At 71.5% G+C, this 14,436-nt stretch carries 11 protein-coding genes and 1 tRNA gene; 9 read left to right on the forward strand and 3 right to left on the reverse strand.

The genetic code is table 11. The features are described from left to right. Positions 1–98: 98 nt before the first annotated feature. Positions 99–1,076, reverse strand: coding sequence for an aldo/keto reductase (locus ABD785_RS22715; RefSeq protein WP_344831645.1), 978 nt, complete (start codon positions 1,074–1,076; stop codon positions 99–101). A 285-nt stretch (positions 1,077–1,361) separates the two neighbouring features. On the opposite strand from ABD785_RS22715, the gene ABD785_RS22720 reads away from it, so the two are divergent. Continuing rightward, positions 1,362–2,240, forward strand: coding sequence for a helix-turn-helix transcriptional regulator (locus ABD785_RS22720; RefSeq protein WP_344831648.1), 879 nt, complete (start codon positions 1,362–1,364; stop codon positions 2,238–2,240). 191 nt (positions 2,241–2,431) lie between these two features. On the opposite strand, the gene ABD785_RS22725 is transcribed toward ABD785_RS22720, so the two are convergent. Beyond that, positions 2,432–2,520 (reverse strand) — tRNA-Leu (locus tag ABD785_RS22725). Between the two features lie 125 nt (positions 2,521–2,645). On the opposite strand from ABD785_RS22725, the gene ABD785_RS22730 reads away from it, so the two are divergent. From ABD785_RS22730 to ABD785_RS22740, 3 genes are all read left to right on the forward strand, one after another. Further along, a complete protein-coding gene (locus ABD785_RS22730) occupies positions 2,646–3,956 on the forward strand; it encodes a M20/M25/M40 family metallo-hydrolase (RefSeq protein ID WP_425547805.1) in 1,311 nt (436 codons plus the stop codon). A 91-nt stretch (positions 3,957–4,047) separates the two neighbouring features. Next, positions 4,048–4,989 carry a hypothetical protein gene (locus ABD785_RS22735; protein WP_344831651.1) on the forward strand — a complete coding sequence of 314 codons (942 nt, stop codon included), beginning with the start codon at positions 4,048–4,050 and terminating at the stop codon, positions 4,987–4,989. 141 nt (positions 4,990–5,130) lie between these two features. Next, complete coding sequence (locus tag ABD785_RS22740; protein WP_344831654.1) at positions 5,131–7,029, forward strand: chaplin family protein; 1,899 nt, start codon at positions 5,131–5,133, stop codon at positions 7,027–7,029. Positions 7,030–7,120: 91 nt separating this feature from the next. On the opposite strand, the gene ABD785_RS22745 is transcribed toward ABD785_RS22740, so the two are convergent. After that, the gene (locus tag ABD785_RS22745; RefSeq protein WP_425547806.1) at positions 7,121–7,327 is read right to left on the reverse strand and encodes a DUF5703 family protein; all 207 of its coding nucleotides are present in this window, start codon (positions 7,325–7,327) and stop codon (positions 7,121–7,123) included. 206 nt (positions 7,328–7,533) lie between these two features. Between ABD785_RS22745 and topA the strand changes: the two genes are divergently transcribed. The 5 genes from topA to ABD785_RS22770 all read left to right on the forward strand — a co-directional run bounded on the left by topA (position 7,534) and on the right by ABD785_RS22770 (position 14,427). Then, a complete protein-coding gene (gene topA / locus ABD785_RS22750; protein WP_344831657.1) occupies positions 7,534–10,221 on the forward strand; it encodes a type I DNA topoisomerase in 2,688 nt (895 codons plus the stop codon). A gap of 241 nt (positions 10,222–10,462) precedes the next feature. Next, positions 10,463–12,463, forward strand: a complete 2,001-nt coding sequence (gene tmk / locus ABD785_RS22755; protein ID WP_344831659.1) for a dTMP kinase — start codon at positions 10,463–10,465, stop codon at positions 12,461–12,463. A gap of 49 nt (positions 12,464–12,512) precedes the next feature. Then, positions 12,513–13,661: a DNA polymerase III subunit delta' gene (locus ABD785_RS22760; protein ID WP_344831661.1), complete on the forward strand. Its 1,149-nt coding sequence runs from the start codon at positions 12,513–12,515 to the stop codon at positions 13,659–13,661. Between the two features lie 86 nt (positions 13,662–13,747). Further along, on the forward strand, positions 13,748–13,930 hold the full coding sequence (locus tag ABD785_RS22765) for a hypothetical protein (RefSeq protein ID WP_344831663.1): 183 nt from the start codon (positions 13,748–13,750) through the stop codon (positions 13,928–13,930). Between the two features lie 80 nt (positions 13,931–14,010). Then, complete coding sequence (locus ABD785_RS22770; RefSeq protein WP_344831666.1) at positions 14,011–14,427, forward strand: acyl-CoA thioesterase; 417 nt, start codon at positions 14,011–14,013, stop codon at positions 14,425–14,427. The last annotated feature ends 9 nt before the right edge of the window (positions 14,428–14,436 follow it).

Raw genomic sequence — 14,436 nt, forward strand, 5'->3', positions numbered from 1 at the left:
GCGAGACGGCGCCGCCCGAGCACGGTTCCCAGCATCTCGGCCCGCACGATGATCCTTTCTCGCAGATGATGAGCCGGACTGGAGGACGGGTCCCGGGGTCAGCGCTCCAGCAGACGCCGGTCGTTCTCGGCGTGGGTGTCGCCTGCGGCGGATGGCAGGGCGGACAGCCGGTCCAGCTGGTCGGCGGTGAGAGTGAGGGCGTCGGCGGCGGTGTTCTCCTCCACCCGTGCCACCCGCTTGGTGCCGGGGATCGGGGCGACGTCGTCGCCCTGGGCGAGCAGCCAGGCCAGGGCGACCTGTGCGGCGGTGGCGTCTGCGTCGGCGGCCACGGCCTGGACCTCGTCGGCGATCGCCAGGTTGCGGTCGAAGTTCTCGCCGCTGAAGCGCGGGCTGGTCCTGCGCCAGTCGTCCTCGGCGAACTGCTCGCGTGAGCGGACCATGCCGGTCAGGAAGCCCCGGCCCAGCGGAGAGAACGGCACCAGGCCGATCCCCAGCTCCCGCAGCACCGGCAGGATCTTCTCCTCGATCCCGCGCGTCCACAGCGAGTACTCCGACTGGACGGCGGCGACCGGATGGACCGCATGGGCCCGTCGGATCGTGTCCGGACCGGCCTCCGACAGACCGATCGCCCCGACCTTCCCCTCGGCGACGAGCTCGGCCAGCGCGCCGACGGTCTCCTCGATCGGCACCTGCGGGTCGACGCGGTGCTGGTAGTACAGGTCGATGTGATCGGTGCCGAGCCGCTTCAGCGATCCCTCGACCGCGGTGCGGATGTTGGCCGGGCTGCTGTCGGGATGCCCCGGACCGCCTCCGGCATGGGAGACCAGCCCGAACTTCGTCGCCAGCACCACGCCGTCGCGACGGCCGGCAAGCGCCCGTCCGAGGAGCTCCTCGTTGGTGTAGGGCCCGTAGATCTCGGCCGTGTCGATCAATGTCACGCCGAGATCGAGGGCCCGATGGATCGCTCGCACCGATTCGGCGTCATCGGTCCCGAACCCGGTATAGCCGTGCGACATGCCCATCGCACCCAACCCGATCCGTCCCACGTCCAGGCCGCCGAGCTTCACATGCTTCATGACCACTCCCCATTCCCAGTGCTGGGCCTCGCCGACCGTTCCGCTGGGAAACCGGGCCGCCGTCAGGAGCCCTACCCCTGCCCGATAGGCATGGAATGTCCCGCTGGTCGTCACTGGGTAAACGTTGCTTTGCCCTACCCGCCGCCGGTCAGTCACTGTGGTCTTCCCGCAGGCCGAGGGCTTGTGCTTCCAGCTAACCGCGCAACGGAGGCCGGTGACAGTCACCGTCTGAAGGGGTACCGGCAGGGACCCCCTCATTCCGGTCGGGATGCCTAACCTGGGAATATGGACAATCGCAGCGAGGTCCGGGCGTTCCTCACCACTCGCAGGGCCAAGGTCACACCCGAGCAGGCGGGGCTGCCCACCCACGGCCGCCGCCGCGTCGAAGGACTGCGCCGCGGCGAGGTCGCCGCCCTCGCCGGCGTCAGCGTCGAGTACTACACCAAGCTCGAACGCGGAAACCTCACCGGAGCCTCCGACGGCGTCCTTTCCGCCATCGCGCGCGCCCTGCGCCTGGACGAGACCGAGACCGCCCACCTCCACCACCTCGCCCGCGCCTCGGCCTCCCCGCCCACCCGCACGCGCCGCGTCAAGGCTCCCGAGATCCGAGCGTCCGTCCGCCGCGTCCTGGAATCGATGACCGGCGTCCCCGCACTCATCCGCGACCACCGGTTCGACGTCCTCGCCGCCAGCTCCCTCGCCCGCGCCCTCTACGCCCCCATGTTCACCGCCGGACCCGCGCTCCCGGTCAACTCCATGCGGTTCACCTTCCTCGACCCCCACGCCCAGGCCTTCTACCCCGACTGGACGGACGTCGCCCACGGCGCGGTCGCCGCGCTCCGCATCGCCGCCGCCCGCAACCCCCACGACCAGAACCTGATCAGCCTCATCGGCGAACTCTCGATGCGCAGCGACCCCTTCCGCACCTGGTGGGCCGCCCAGGACGTCTACGTCCACCAACACGGCACCAAACGCTTCCACCACCCCGCCGTCGGCGACCTCACCCTCGACTACGAAGCCTTCGAACTCCCCGGCGAAGCGCCCCTCACCCTCCTCACCTACTCCGCTGAGCCGGGAACTCCCTCCGGCGACGGCCTCCAGCTCCTCGCCGCATGGGCCGCGCAGAACACCGATGCCGGCACCCCGGCCAGTGAACGACCGTGAAGACGGCAGGCGCACACGTCTCCTCTCGGCGGCTCCACCCCAACACGCCATCGGATCAATGCTCTGAGCGCATAACCGGGACTTGAACCCCCATGGCGCTGACCTGTGGTCTCTCAAGCAGCCGTAGGTGACCCCTATGGTTGCCAAAAGCAAAAAGCTCCAGGTCAGAGACCTGGAGCTTCTTTGGGTGTTGGTGTCCGAGGGGGGACTTGAACCCCCATGCCCCGCAAAGGGCACTAGCACCTCAAGCTAGCGCGTCTGCCTATTCCGCCACCCGGACGTGGGTGCTTCCGCGGCTGGGCCGCGGTGGCGTTCGCAACTGTATCAAAGGTGCGGGGTGCTGGCGATTCGATCTTCGGGAGGGGGCGGGAGAGGGGGCGGGCATAGGATTTCCGGAGGGATGGCGTGTACCTGGAGGTTGGCGTGGACGAGCTGGTCGTTGAGCTTTGCCGGGATCTGATCCGGATCGACACGAGTAACCCGGGGGATCATTCGGGGCCGGGGGAGCGGAAGGCGGCGGAGTACGTCGCGGAGAAGCTGGAGAGCGTCGGGATCAAGACGACGCTGCTCGAGTCGCACTCCAAGAGGACGTCCGTCATCGCGCGGATCGAGGGGGAGGACCCCTCCCGGGACGCCCTGCTGCTGCACGGGCACCTCGACGTGGTCCCCGCGCAGGCCTCGGACTGGACCCATGACCCGTTCTCCGGGGAGATCGCCGACGGCTGTGTCTGGGGGCGGGGCGCGGTCGACATGAAGGACATGGACGCGATGATCCTCGCGACCGTCATGGACAGGGCCAGGACGGGGCGTAAACCCAAGCGCGATCTGGTGCTGGCGTTCCTCGCCGACGAGGAGGCCGGCGGCAAGTTCGGCGCCCACTGGCTGGTCGACAACCACCCGGGCCTGTTCGAGGGGTGCACCGAGGCCGTCGGGGAGGTCGGCGGGTTCAGCCTGACCGTTCCCGGGGACCGGCGGCTGTACCTGATCGAGACCGCGGAGAAGGGCCTGGCCTGGATGCGGCTCAAGGCCGTCGGCACGGCGGGGCACGGGTCGATGGTCCACTCCGACAACGCCGTCAGCGAGCTGGCGCGGGCCGTCGCGCGGCTGGGGGAGCACCGGTTCCCGATCCGGCTCACCAAGACCGTCCAGCGCTTCCTCGAGCAGGTCTGCGAGGCCTACGGGGTCGAGTTCGACCCCAGGGACCCCGAGGCGTGCCTGCCCTACCTCGGCAGCCTCGCGCGCATGATCGGCGCCACGCTCCGTCACACTCTCAACCCCACCCGCCTGGACGCCGGATACAAGGTGAACGTCATTCCCCAGGAGGCGACGGCCGAGGTCGACGGCCGATTCCTGCCGGGTTTGGAAAAGGACTTCTTCGAGCAGGTCGACGCCCTCCTCGGCGACAAAGTCACCCGCGAATTCGTCCATTACGACATCGCCGTCGAAACGGACTTCGAAGGCGGCATCGTCGGAGCCATGGAGGAGGCCCTGACCTGGGCCGACCCGGGAGCCATCCCCGTCCCGTACTGCCTGTCGGGGGGCACGGACGCCAAGTCCTTCGCCCAGCTCGGCATGACCTGCTTCGGTTTCGCCCCCCTCAAACTGCCCCCGGAATTGGACTTTTCCGGAATGTTCCACGGGGTCGACGAACGCGTCCCGATCGACGGACTGCAGTTCGGGGCGCGTGTTCTCGACAGATTCCTCGACCACGCATAACCATTTGGTTCTCATTACTCGCGGTTGAACGATACGTGGTGCTACGGTGACCGACCGTAGGGACTCTCCCTACGGTTCCGAGGAGGTTTCCGTGGCACGGACGCAGGCGAGGACGATGACCGTCCTCCGTGCCGCCCTGTCGCGAGCCGCCCGGAGCCGCGTCCTGCACCGCGTGCTCACCGTCGCCGGCCTCGTGGCCGTCGGCTGGCTGATCGGCGGCGCGGGAGCGGCACAGGCCGGCGCCGAACCGCCGCGGACCGGGGACACCGTGTCCCAGGCGGTCTCCGCGGTCCTGCGCGTGACGGCGCGGGAGGAAACCGGAACCACGGTCCCCCAGGCGAGCACCACGGCCGGATCCGTCGAGACGGCGGCCCCCGCCCTTCCCGGCGCCGGGGCCTTCCCCGAGATCGCGCCGGCGGCCCACGCCGCCGCGCACCGCCCCGCGCGGGCGGACGGAGCCGAGACGGCCGGCCAGGCCGTTCCGGACACCCTCGTCGCGGCGGGCCACGCCGTGACGGGCACGGTGGCGACGGCGCACGACGCCGTCCCGCAGGCCGTCGAGACGGCGGGCACCGTCCCGAACGCCGTCCCGGACACCTCTTCGACGGCCCCCGGCGCCGTCGCGGCGGAGACGGCCGAAGACGAAGGCGCCCGGACGCCGCCGTCCCCGCACGGGACGGTCGTGCGCGCCGGGAACAGGCCCGTCAGGGCTTCCGGGCCCGAGGACTCCCGCGTCGGGGAGTCCGTGCCCGGCGGCCGGGCGGCCGAGAAGAAGGCCGCTCACCGGACCCGTCACGGCCACGAGGCGGCCAGGCACGAGATGCCCCAGGCCCCCGCGCGGACCGAGGCGGGCGCGTTGCCTCCGGCCGTCAACGGCGGCGGTGCCGTCACCGGCGGCTGGATCGCCCTTCCCCACCGGCGTCACGGGGCCTGCACGGCCCGGCGCCTCGTGCTCGTCCTCGCGCCGCGGCTCGGCGCGGGTCTCCCCCCGGTGAACACCGTGGTGGACGAGCCTTCCTTCTCACCCGACTAGCAGGCGTACAGCCCCTGCGGCACGGGCCCTTCACGCCCGGACGCCGTCACGCAGCGTGATCGCCGAACACACGAGACACGCCGCGCCTGCACTGGTCACAACTCAGCACGAAATTTCCCCAAACACCAACAGGAGTCACCCATGCGTACGTGGGCCAAGAGCGGTCGCACCGTTCTCCTCACCGCCAGCTTCGTCGCGCTCGGCGCGGGCGTCCTGCCCGGGGCGGCCTTCGCCGACACCACCGACGGGACCGGCTCGGTCCTCGGCGGCAACCAGGTCGAAGCCCCCATCTCCGCGCCGATCGACATCAGCGGCAACGCTCTCGCCGTCTTCGGCGACGCCAACGCCTCCTCCACCGGCGGCTCCAAGGTCGTCAACAAGGGCGGCGGTGGCGGCGGGAACAAGACCGACGGCAAGCACTCGATCGGCGGCGGCAACCAGGTCACCGCGCCCATCTCGGCCCCGGTCAACGCCTGCGGCAACGCCGTGGCGATCTTCGGCACCGCCGACGCGGGCTGCAAGGGCGGCGCGAAGGTCGTCAACAAGGGCGGCGGCGGAGGCAACAAGACCGACGGCAAGCACTCCGTCCTCGGCGGCAACCAGGTGACGGCGCCGATCTCGGCCCCCGTCGACGCCTGCGGCAACGCGGTCGCGCTGTTCGGATCGTCCGAGGCGGGCTGCAAGGGCGGCTCCAAGGTGATCAACGAGGGAGGCTCCAACGGCGACGTGACGTCGGGGAAGGGCTCCGTCGGCGGCGGCAACCAGATCTACGCCCCGATCTCCGCGCCCGTGGACGTCTGCGGCAACTCCGCGGCGATCTTCGGCGACGCGGTCGCGGGCTGCAAGGGCGGCGCGAAGGTCGTCAACCACGGCGGCACCGGCGGCATGGAGACCAACGGCGAGCACTCGGTCCTCGGCGGCAACCAGGTCGACGCGCCGATCTCCGCGCCGGTCAGCGTCTGCGGGAACGCGGTCGGCAAGGCCGCCGCGGGCTGCGAGGGCGGCTCCAGCGTCGAGAACACCGGCCGGCTCGACCCGTCGGGCAAGGGCTCGATCGGCGGCGGCAACCAGGTCCACGCCCCCGTTTCGGTGCCGGTCAGCGCGTGCGGCAACGCCGCCGCCGTGCTCGGCGACTCCGCCGCGATGTGCGAGGGCGGCTCGCACGTGCACAGCTCGGTCCCCGGCGGCATGCACACCAACGGCGAGCACTCGGTGCTCGGCGGCAACCAGGTCTACGCCCCGATCACCGCCCCGATCACCGTGTGCGGCAACGCCGTGCTCGGGGCCGCGGCCTCCTGCGAGGGCGGTGTCGAGGCCGACGGCTCCGGCGCCCCCCACGCGACCACCGGCGGCAAGAACTCGGTCGGCGGCGGCAACCAGGCCTTCGCCCCGGCGAAGGCCCCGGTCGAGGTCTGCGGCACCAACGCCTCCTGCCAGGAGGAGAAGCTCACGCCGTCGCGGCTGCCGGTCGTCCCGGGCCTGACCAAGGCCCTGCCGGTCTCGGGCGCCCTGCCCGCGCTGCCGGTCCGCAAGGCCCCCGCCGGGGTCCTGCCGCTCAAGCAGCTCAACGGCGCGGTTCCGGTCTCCGCCCTGCCGATGCGCAAGGCGGACGGCGTCCCGGGTCTGCTGTCCGGGCTGCCCGGCGGCGACCTGTCCGGCCTGTCCGGCGGCATCCCCGCCACCGGCCTGCCGCTCCGCAAGGCCCCGAAGCCCGACGCGGTCGGCGGGCTCCTCGGCGGCCTGCTCGGCGGTCTGCCCACCGCCGGCGTTCCCGGCGGGCTGCCCACCGGACGGGTGCCCGCCCCGTCCCTGCCCGCCCCGTCCCTGCCCGTCACGGGCGACCTGCAGGCGCCCGCCATGGGCGGGACGCTCGACCAGGTCCAGCAGGTGACCGAACTCACCGACGCCCTGCCGATGTCGGCCTCGGCCGGCCTGCCCGGCTCGTCGTCCGGCTCGCCGTGGGTGCTGGCCGTGGGCGCGCTCATGGCCGCCGCCTCGGTGACCGGGGCGTTCGCCCGCCGCCTGGTCCGCAGGGGCTAGGTATCCGACGCTCTGAGCCAGGGGGCCGGAGCGTCGGCCACAGACGCTTTGCCCGTCCCGGGAGCGCGGCCCGGGGCGGGCAAAGCCTTTTTTACGTGCCGATGTGAAGGGTCTTGCGGGCGCGAATGATCTTCTTGCGGAGCTGGATACGGCGCCTGCCGTCCGAGTAGAGACGGACGGTGTGCAGCTCCCAGCCACCGTATTCGGCGTGCTCGGTCATGACCTGCCTGGCGGTTTCCCGGGTGGTCCCGCGCGGCAGATTCAGGACGAGATAGGTGTACTCCACCATCATGGGCATGATGACAGACGGCCGCCCGATCCTCCAAGGACCCGTTTGGAGCTTCCCCGGAGGTGATAAGCCTTTATTCTCGGGTCTCCCCGGGAGCGTGTCATCCTCTGTGGGTGGGCGGCACGGCTTGTCGTCCGCCGCGGGTACCGTCGGGGAAGAGGGCTCGCGTTAGCGATCATGTTCGGAACTAAGCGATATGGATAGGTTGGAGCGCTGTGCCAGCCAGTAACGGCAGCAAGCCGGGAGGCACCCGCCTGGTGATCGTCGAGTCGCCCGCGAAGGCGAAGAAGATCGCGGGCTATCTCGGCAAGGGCTATGTCGTCGAGTCCAGCATCGGTCACATCCGGGACCTGCCCGCCGACGCCGCCGAGGTGCCCGCCAAGTACAAGACCGAGCCCTGGGGACGTCTCGGGGTGAACGTCGACCACGAGTTCGAGCCCGTGTACATCGTGAACACGGACAAGCGGCAGCAGGTCGCGAAGCTGAAGAAGCTCCTGTCCGAGGCCGACGAGCTCTTCCTCGCGACGGACGAGGACCGCGAGGGTGAGGCCATCGCCTGGCACCTTCGCGAGGTCCTCAAGCCGAAGGTGCCGGTGCACCGGATGGTCTTCAACGAGATCACCCCGGACGCCATCCGCGCCGCCGCGGCCAACACCCGCGAGCTGAACCTGCAGCTCGTCGACGCCCAGGAGACCCGGCGGATCCTCGACCGGCTCTACGGCTACGAGGTCAGCCCGGTGCTGTGGAAGAAGGTCATGCCCCGGCTGTCGGCCGGACGCGTGCAGTCCGTCGCCACCCGCCTGGTCGTCGAGAAGGAACGCGAGCGGATCGCGTTCATCGCCGGCCACTACTGGGACGTCGCCGCCGACCTCGGCACCGGTAAGGACGAGGAACCCAACCACTTCACCGCGAAGCTCGTCTCGGTCGACGGCGACAAGATCGCCCAGGGCCGCGACTTCAACGCCCGCGGTGTGCTCAAGGCCGGGATCCGGCAGCTCAACGAGGACGACGCCCGCGGTCTGGCCGCCCGTCTGGAGGGGCGCCCGTTCAAGGTCACCTCGGTCGAGCAGAAGCCGTACACGCGCAAGCCCTACGCCCCGTTCCGCACCACGACCATGCAGCAGGAGGCCTCGCGCAAGCTGGGCCTGTCGCCGAAGCAGGCGATGCAGGTCGCCCAGCGGCTGTACGAGAACGGCTACATCACCTACATGCGTACCGACAGCATCACGCTGTCGGACACCGCGATCAACGCGGCCAGGGCCCAGGCGTCCGCGCTGTACGGGCCGCAGTACGTGCCGTCGGCGCCGCGCGTCTACGCCTCCAAGGTCAAGAACGCCCAGGAGGCGCACGAGGCGATTCGCCCCGCGGGCGAGACCTTCCAGACCCCCGCCGAGACGGGCCTGACGGGCGAGCAGTTCCGGCTGTACGAGCTGATCTGGAAGCGCACGATCGCCTCGCAGATGAAGGACGCCGCCGGGCAGTCGGTGTCGGTGCGGATCGTCGGCGAGTCCTCGACCGGTGAGGCGGCCGAGTTCGGCGCCTCCGGACGCACGATCACCTTCCACGGCTTCCTCAAGGCCTACGTCGAGAGCGTCGACGAGGGAGGGGCCGACGACGCCGAGTCGCGGCTGCCCGTCCTCGCCGAGGGCGACCCGCTGAACCCGCTGTCGCTGCTGGCCGAGGGCCACTCGACCAGGCCGCCCGCGCGGTACACGGAAGCGTCGCTGATCAAGGAGCTGGAAGACCGGGAGATCGGCCGCCCGTCGACCTACTCCTCGATCATCGGCACCATCCTCGACCGCAAGTACGTGTTCAAGAAGGGCACCGCGCTGGTGCCGGCCTTCCTGGCGTTCGCGGTCGTCCAGCTGCTGGAGAAGCACTTCGGCAACCTGGTCGACTACGACTTCACCGCGCAGATGGAGGAGTCGCTCGACGCCATCGCGCGCGGCGAGGGCGAGCGCGTGAACTGGCTGAACCGCTTCTACCACGGTGAGCACGGGCTGAAGGAGCTGGTCAGCGACCTCGGCGAGATCGACGCCAAGGAGATCTCCTCCTTCCCGGTGAAGGACGACCCCGGCACGATGATCCGCGTCGGCCGCTACGGTCCCTACCTCGACCGCGACGGCGAGCGCTGCAACATCCCCGAGGACCTGGCCCCGGACGAGCTCGACAAGGCCAAGGCCGACGAGTTGTTCGCCCAGCCCAGCGGGGACCGTTCGCTGGGCAGGGACCCGGAGACCGGCCACGAGATCATCGCCAAGAACGGGCGGTTCGGGCCCTACGTCACCGAGATCCTCCCCGAGGAGCTGACGACCACCGCCTCGGGACGCAAGAAGGCGGGAGCGCCCAAGCCCCGCACGGGCTCGCTGTTCAAGTCGATGTCGACCGAGACCGTCACGCTGGAGCAGGCGCTCCAGCTCATGTCGCTGCCGCGCGTCGTCGGCGTGCTCGACGACGTCGAGGTGACGGCGCAGAACGGACGCTTCGGCCCGTACCTGAAGAAGGGCACCGACAGCCGCTCCCTGACGGCAGAGGAGGACATCTTCACCGTCACCCTCGAGCAGGCCAAGGAGCTCTACGCCCAGCCCAAGCAGCGCGGCCGCGCCGCCGCCAAGCCGCCGCTGCGCGAGCTCGGCGACGACCCGGTCTCGAAGAAGCCGGTGACGGTCAAGGAGGGGCGCTTCGGCCCCTACGTGACCGATGGCGAGACCAACGCCTCCCTCCGCAAGGACGACGAGGTCGAGAAGATCACCATCGAGCGCGCCGCCGAGCTCCTCGCCGAGCGCCGCGAGAAGGTCGCGGCCGGAGGCCCCAAGCCCGCCCGCAAGCGGGCCCCCGCCAAGCCCAAGGCCGCGGCGGCCAAGAAGCCCGCCGCGCCCCGCACCACCCGCGCCAAGGCCTGACCACCGTGTAAAGAGCCCTCGCCGGGGGCTCTTTACGCGTGCCAGAAGCCGGGCGGCGACGGCCGAAGCCGCCTGACGGGCCCCTTCGGAGAGCCGCGGACGGTGTTCTCCCGCGCCCGGAGACAGTCCGTGCGGGGACGCGATCGGCGTGCCGGGGCGGGAGGGGCGGTTGCGGCTCGGAGGGTTTCTGGGAAGGGCCGAAACGGTACGCGCGGACACGCACGCCGATACCCTGACGCGCATGAACAATCCCGGCGTCTTGTCGTTCAAGTCGTTCCGGCGGCTGTGGATCGCGCTGTCGCTCTCGAGCCTGGGCGACTGGCTGGGCGTTCTGGCGCTGACGGCCCTCGCCCGCGAGCTGACCAGCGGATACGCGGCCCAGTCGTACGCGATCGGCGCCGTCCTGATCGCCTGGCTGCTGCCGGGCCTGCTGCTCGGACCGGTCGCCGGGGCCATCGCCGAACGCCTTGACCGGCGCCTGACAATGGCCGTCGCCGACCTGGCCCGCTTCGGGCTGCTGGTGTCCGTCCCGATCGTCGGCCGGCTCGGCTGGCTGCTGGCCGCGACCGTCCTCACGGCCTGCTGCGCCCTGTTCTGGACGCCCGCGCAGGAGTCGCTCCGCTCCGGCCTGGTGCCGCCGGCCCGCCTCGACCAGGCCCGCCGGTACACGCTGCTCGCCGCCTACGGCAGCGCCCCGGCCGCCGCGGTCGTCTTCGCGCTGACGGCCCTGGTCGCGAACATGGTCATGCCGGGCTCCGACCTCGCCCTCTACGTGACGGCCGCGGTGTTCCTGCTCTCGGCCGTGGTGGTCCTGTCGCTGCGCGACCTGCCGCGTGGGGAGCGCCGCCGGATCTCGGTCCCGTCCACGCCGGGGACCGTCGCCGACGGCTGGAAGTTCGTCGGCTCGGCGCCGGTCGGCCGCGGCCTCGTCGTCGGGACCGTCGGGGCGCTCGCGGCCTGCGGCGTGGTCCTCGGCGTCGCCCGCATGTACGTCGAGGCGCTGGGCGGCGGCGACGCCGGCTACGGCACGGTGTTCGGCGCGGTCTTCGCCGGAGCGGGCTTCGGGCTCTTCCTCGGGCCGCGGATGCTGGACGGCTTCAGCCGCCGGCGCCTGTTCGGGCTCGCGGTCGTCTCCGCCGCGTTCGTCCTCGTGCTCGCGGCGCTGATCCAGAACCTGGTGGCGGTCGTCGTGCTGGCGGCGCTGCTCGGCGCCGCGGCGGGCGTCGCGGGGGCGACCGGGCGCGAGCTGGTCGAGCGGGAGGTCCGCGAGGACTTCCGGCCCAGGACCCACGCGTTCGTCATCGCCCTGGTGCGGGTCGTGCTGGTGCTGGTGCTGGCGGTCGCCCCGCTCGCGGCGGGCGCGCTCGGGCAGCACGAGGCGGCCGTCGGGGACGTCCACTACGGGTTCGACGGCGCCAACGGCGTGCTGCTGATCGGCGCGGTGATCGCGCTGCTCACCGGGCTCGGCGCCTACCGCCAGATGGACGACCGGCGCGCCATCCCGCTCTCCCGCGACCTTTATGGTGCGCTGACGGGCGTGCCCTACGTACCGCCTGCCCCAGTGAAGGACCGCGGCCTGTTCATCGCCTTCGAAGGCGGTGAGGGCGCGGGCAAGACCACCCAGTCGAGGCTGCTGGCGATCTGGCTGCGCGACCACGGCTTCGACGTCGTGACGACCCGCGAGCCCGGCGCCACCAAGGTCGGGATGCGGCTGCGGGCGATCCTGCTGGACCGCGAGACGACCGCCCTGTCCTACCGCGCCGAGTCCCTGCTCTACGCCGCCGACCGCGCCCAGCACGTGGACGCCGTGGTCCGTCCCGCGCTCGACCGCGGCGCCGTCGTGATCACCGACCGGTACGTCGACTCCAATCTCGCCTACCAGGGCTACGGCCGGGAGCTGCCCGTCGCGGAGATCGACGAGGTCAACATGTGGGCGACCGCGGGGCTCCGTCCCGACCTGACGGTCCTGCTCGACGTCCCGCCGTCGCTCGGGCTCAACCGGTTCGCCTCCCCGGCGGACCGCATCGAGTCCGAGCCGGCCGAGTTCCACGACCGGGTCCGCCGCGGCTTCCGCGCCCTCGCCGAGGCCGAGCCGCACCGCTACCTGGTCCTCGACGCCTCCCAGGACCAGGCCGTGATCACCCGGCACATCCAGGACCGCGTCCAGCGCATCCTCCCCGACCCCGTCCCGGCCTCGACCGAGGACATCACCTCCACCTTCCCGGCCATCACCGACGCCTGAGACGCGCTTACGGCATGATCCGCGCCCCCGAGGTCATAGCCTTGGGGGCATGACGGTCTTCGACGATCTGGTGGGCCAGGAGGAGGTCGTCGCGCAGCTCCGGACGGCGGTGGAGTCGGCCAGGTCGGGGGCGTCGGGGATGACCCACGCCTGGCTGTTCACCGGGCCGCCCGGCTCCGGCCGGGAGACCGCCGCGGCGGCGTTCGCGGCGGCCCTCCAGTGCCGGGAGAACCCCGCCGGGTGCGGGCACTGCGCCGACTGCCACCAGGTGCTCCAGGGCACCCACGCCGACCTCGAGGTGGTCCGGCCGCAGGGTCTGTCCTACGGGGTCAAGGCCACGCGCGAGCTGGTGCTGCGGGCGGCGTCCAGCCCGAGCGGCGGAAAGTTCCAGATCGTCCTCTTCGAGAACGCCGAGCGCTCCACCGAGGCCGCCGCGAACGCGCTGCTGAAGGCCATCGAGGAGCCTCCGCCGAGGACGATCTGGCTGCTCTGCGCGCCCACCCCCGACGACCTCGTCACCACGATCCGCTCCCGCTGCCGCCTGGTCACGCTGCGGGTGCCGCGGACGGAGGCCGTCGCCGGCGTCCTGCACCAGCGCGAGGGCGTCGACCCGGTCCTGGCCGGTCAGATCGCCCAGGCCGCCCAGGGCGACCTCGACCGGGCCCGGTTGCTCGCCCATGACCCCGAGGTCCGCAAGCGGCGCTCCCTCGTCCTGGACCTCCCGGCCCGCCTCACGACGGTCGGCGCCGCGGTGATGGCCGCCGAGACCGTCGTCAAGGCCGCCGAGGGGGACGCGCTGGCCGTCACGGAGGCCCTGAACGAGGCCGAGACCGGCAGCATGCGCAAGGCGCTGGGCGAGTCGGAGAAGGGCCGGATGCCGCGCGGCACCGCGGGTGCCATGAAGGAGCTGGAGGACCGGCAGAAGTCCCGGGCGACCCGGCTCAAGCGGGACTCCCTCGACCGGACCCTCCTCGATCTGGCCTCCTTCTACCGCGACGTCCTGACGCTCCAGCTCGGCTCCGGCGTCCATCTCGTCAACGCCGACCGCGACCCCGAACTCCGCACCTTCGCCACCCGGACCCGCCCCGAGTCGACCGTCCGCCGCCTGGACGCGATCATGGCCTGCCGCGAACGCCTGTCGGCCAACGTCAACCCGCTCCTGGCCGTGGAGTCCCTCATGCTCGCCCTGCGCGCTTAGATCGCGTCCCACCCGTGTCCGACCGGTGATCAACAGGGCGTCCGGCCTTGCTATCTTCGTCGGAAACGACGATGGGAGCCCCTCGGATGAAGCGCGTCCTGCTGTGGCTGGGCACCCTCCTCGGCCTGGTCTTCGGCGCCCTCCTGATCCTGGGCGCCGCCACCGACAACGGCGACCGCTCCCTGCCCTTCCGCCTGGCCGCCGCGGCCCTCGGCCTCTACCTCCTGTGGTCCATGGGCAGGGGCGTCCTCCGCCTCCTGCGCTCCTGACCCCGCGCTCCCGGCCTCTGGGCTCCCGACCTGCCGTGAGATGCTCGCCCGACCACGTCGCGGCGTCCCGGAGGTCCGCTTTGCCCCCCTACTCCCACCCGATCACCCCGCGATTCTTCGAGATCGACAGCCAGGGCGTCATGTTCAACATGTGGTACCTGGGCCACGTCGACGACGCCATCACCGGCTACTTCGACGCGATCGGCTTCCCCTACCCGGCCTGGGAGGAGACCGGCATCGACGTCCACGTGGTCCACACCGACCTCGACTGGACGTCCGCGATCCGCCTCCACGACACCCCGCACGTCCTCCTGGCCCCCTCCCACATCGGCCGCACCAGCTTCACCCTCGCCTTCGCCTTCGCCAAGGACGGCGCCCCCACCTGCACCGGCACCATCACCTACGTCACCGTCGCCCGCGACGGCACCGGCAAGGTCCCCCTCCCCGAGCGGCTCCTCAAGGCCCTCGGCCCCGCCGCCCCCACCCCCTTCGCCTGACCCCCGCAT

Origin of the sequence: Actinocorallia longicatena (genome assembly GCF_039534125.1) — a bacterium.
Lineage (GTDB): Bacteria > Actinomycetota > Actinomycetes > Streptosporangiales > Streptosporangiaceae > Actinocorallia > Actinocorallia longicatena.

Bases quoted from the DNA above. Each gene is read 5' to 3' on its own strand.
- ABD785_RS22715 (WP_344831645.1), bottom strand. From the start codon at position 1,076: ATGAAGCATGTGAAGCTCGGCGGCCTGGACGTGGGACGGATCGGGTTG.
- ABD785_RS22720 (WP_344831648.1), top strand. From the start codon at position 1,362: ATGGACAATCGCAGCGAGGTCCGGGCGTTCCTCACCACTCGCAGGGCC.
- ABD785_RS22740 (WP_344831654.1), top strand. From the start codon at position 5,131: ATGCGTACGTGGGCCAAGAGCGGTCGCACCGTTCTCCTCACCGCCAGC.
- ABD785_RS22745 (WP_425547806.1), bottom strand. From the start codon at position 7,327: ATGCCCATGATGGTGGAGTACACCTATCTCGTCCTGAATCTGCCGCGC.
- tmk (WP_344831659.1), top strand. From the start codon at position 10,463: ATGAACAATCCCGGCGTCTTGTCGTTCAAGTCGTTCCGGCGGCTGTGG.
- ABD785_RS22760 (WP_344831661.1), top strand. From the start codon at position 12,513: ATGACGGTCTTCGACGATCTGGTGGGCCAGGAGGAGGTCGTCGCGCAG.
- ABD785_RS22765 (WP_344831663.1), top strand. From the start codon at position 13,748: ATGAAGCGCGTCCTGCTGTGGCTGGGCACCCTCCTCGGCCTGGTCTTC.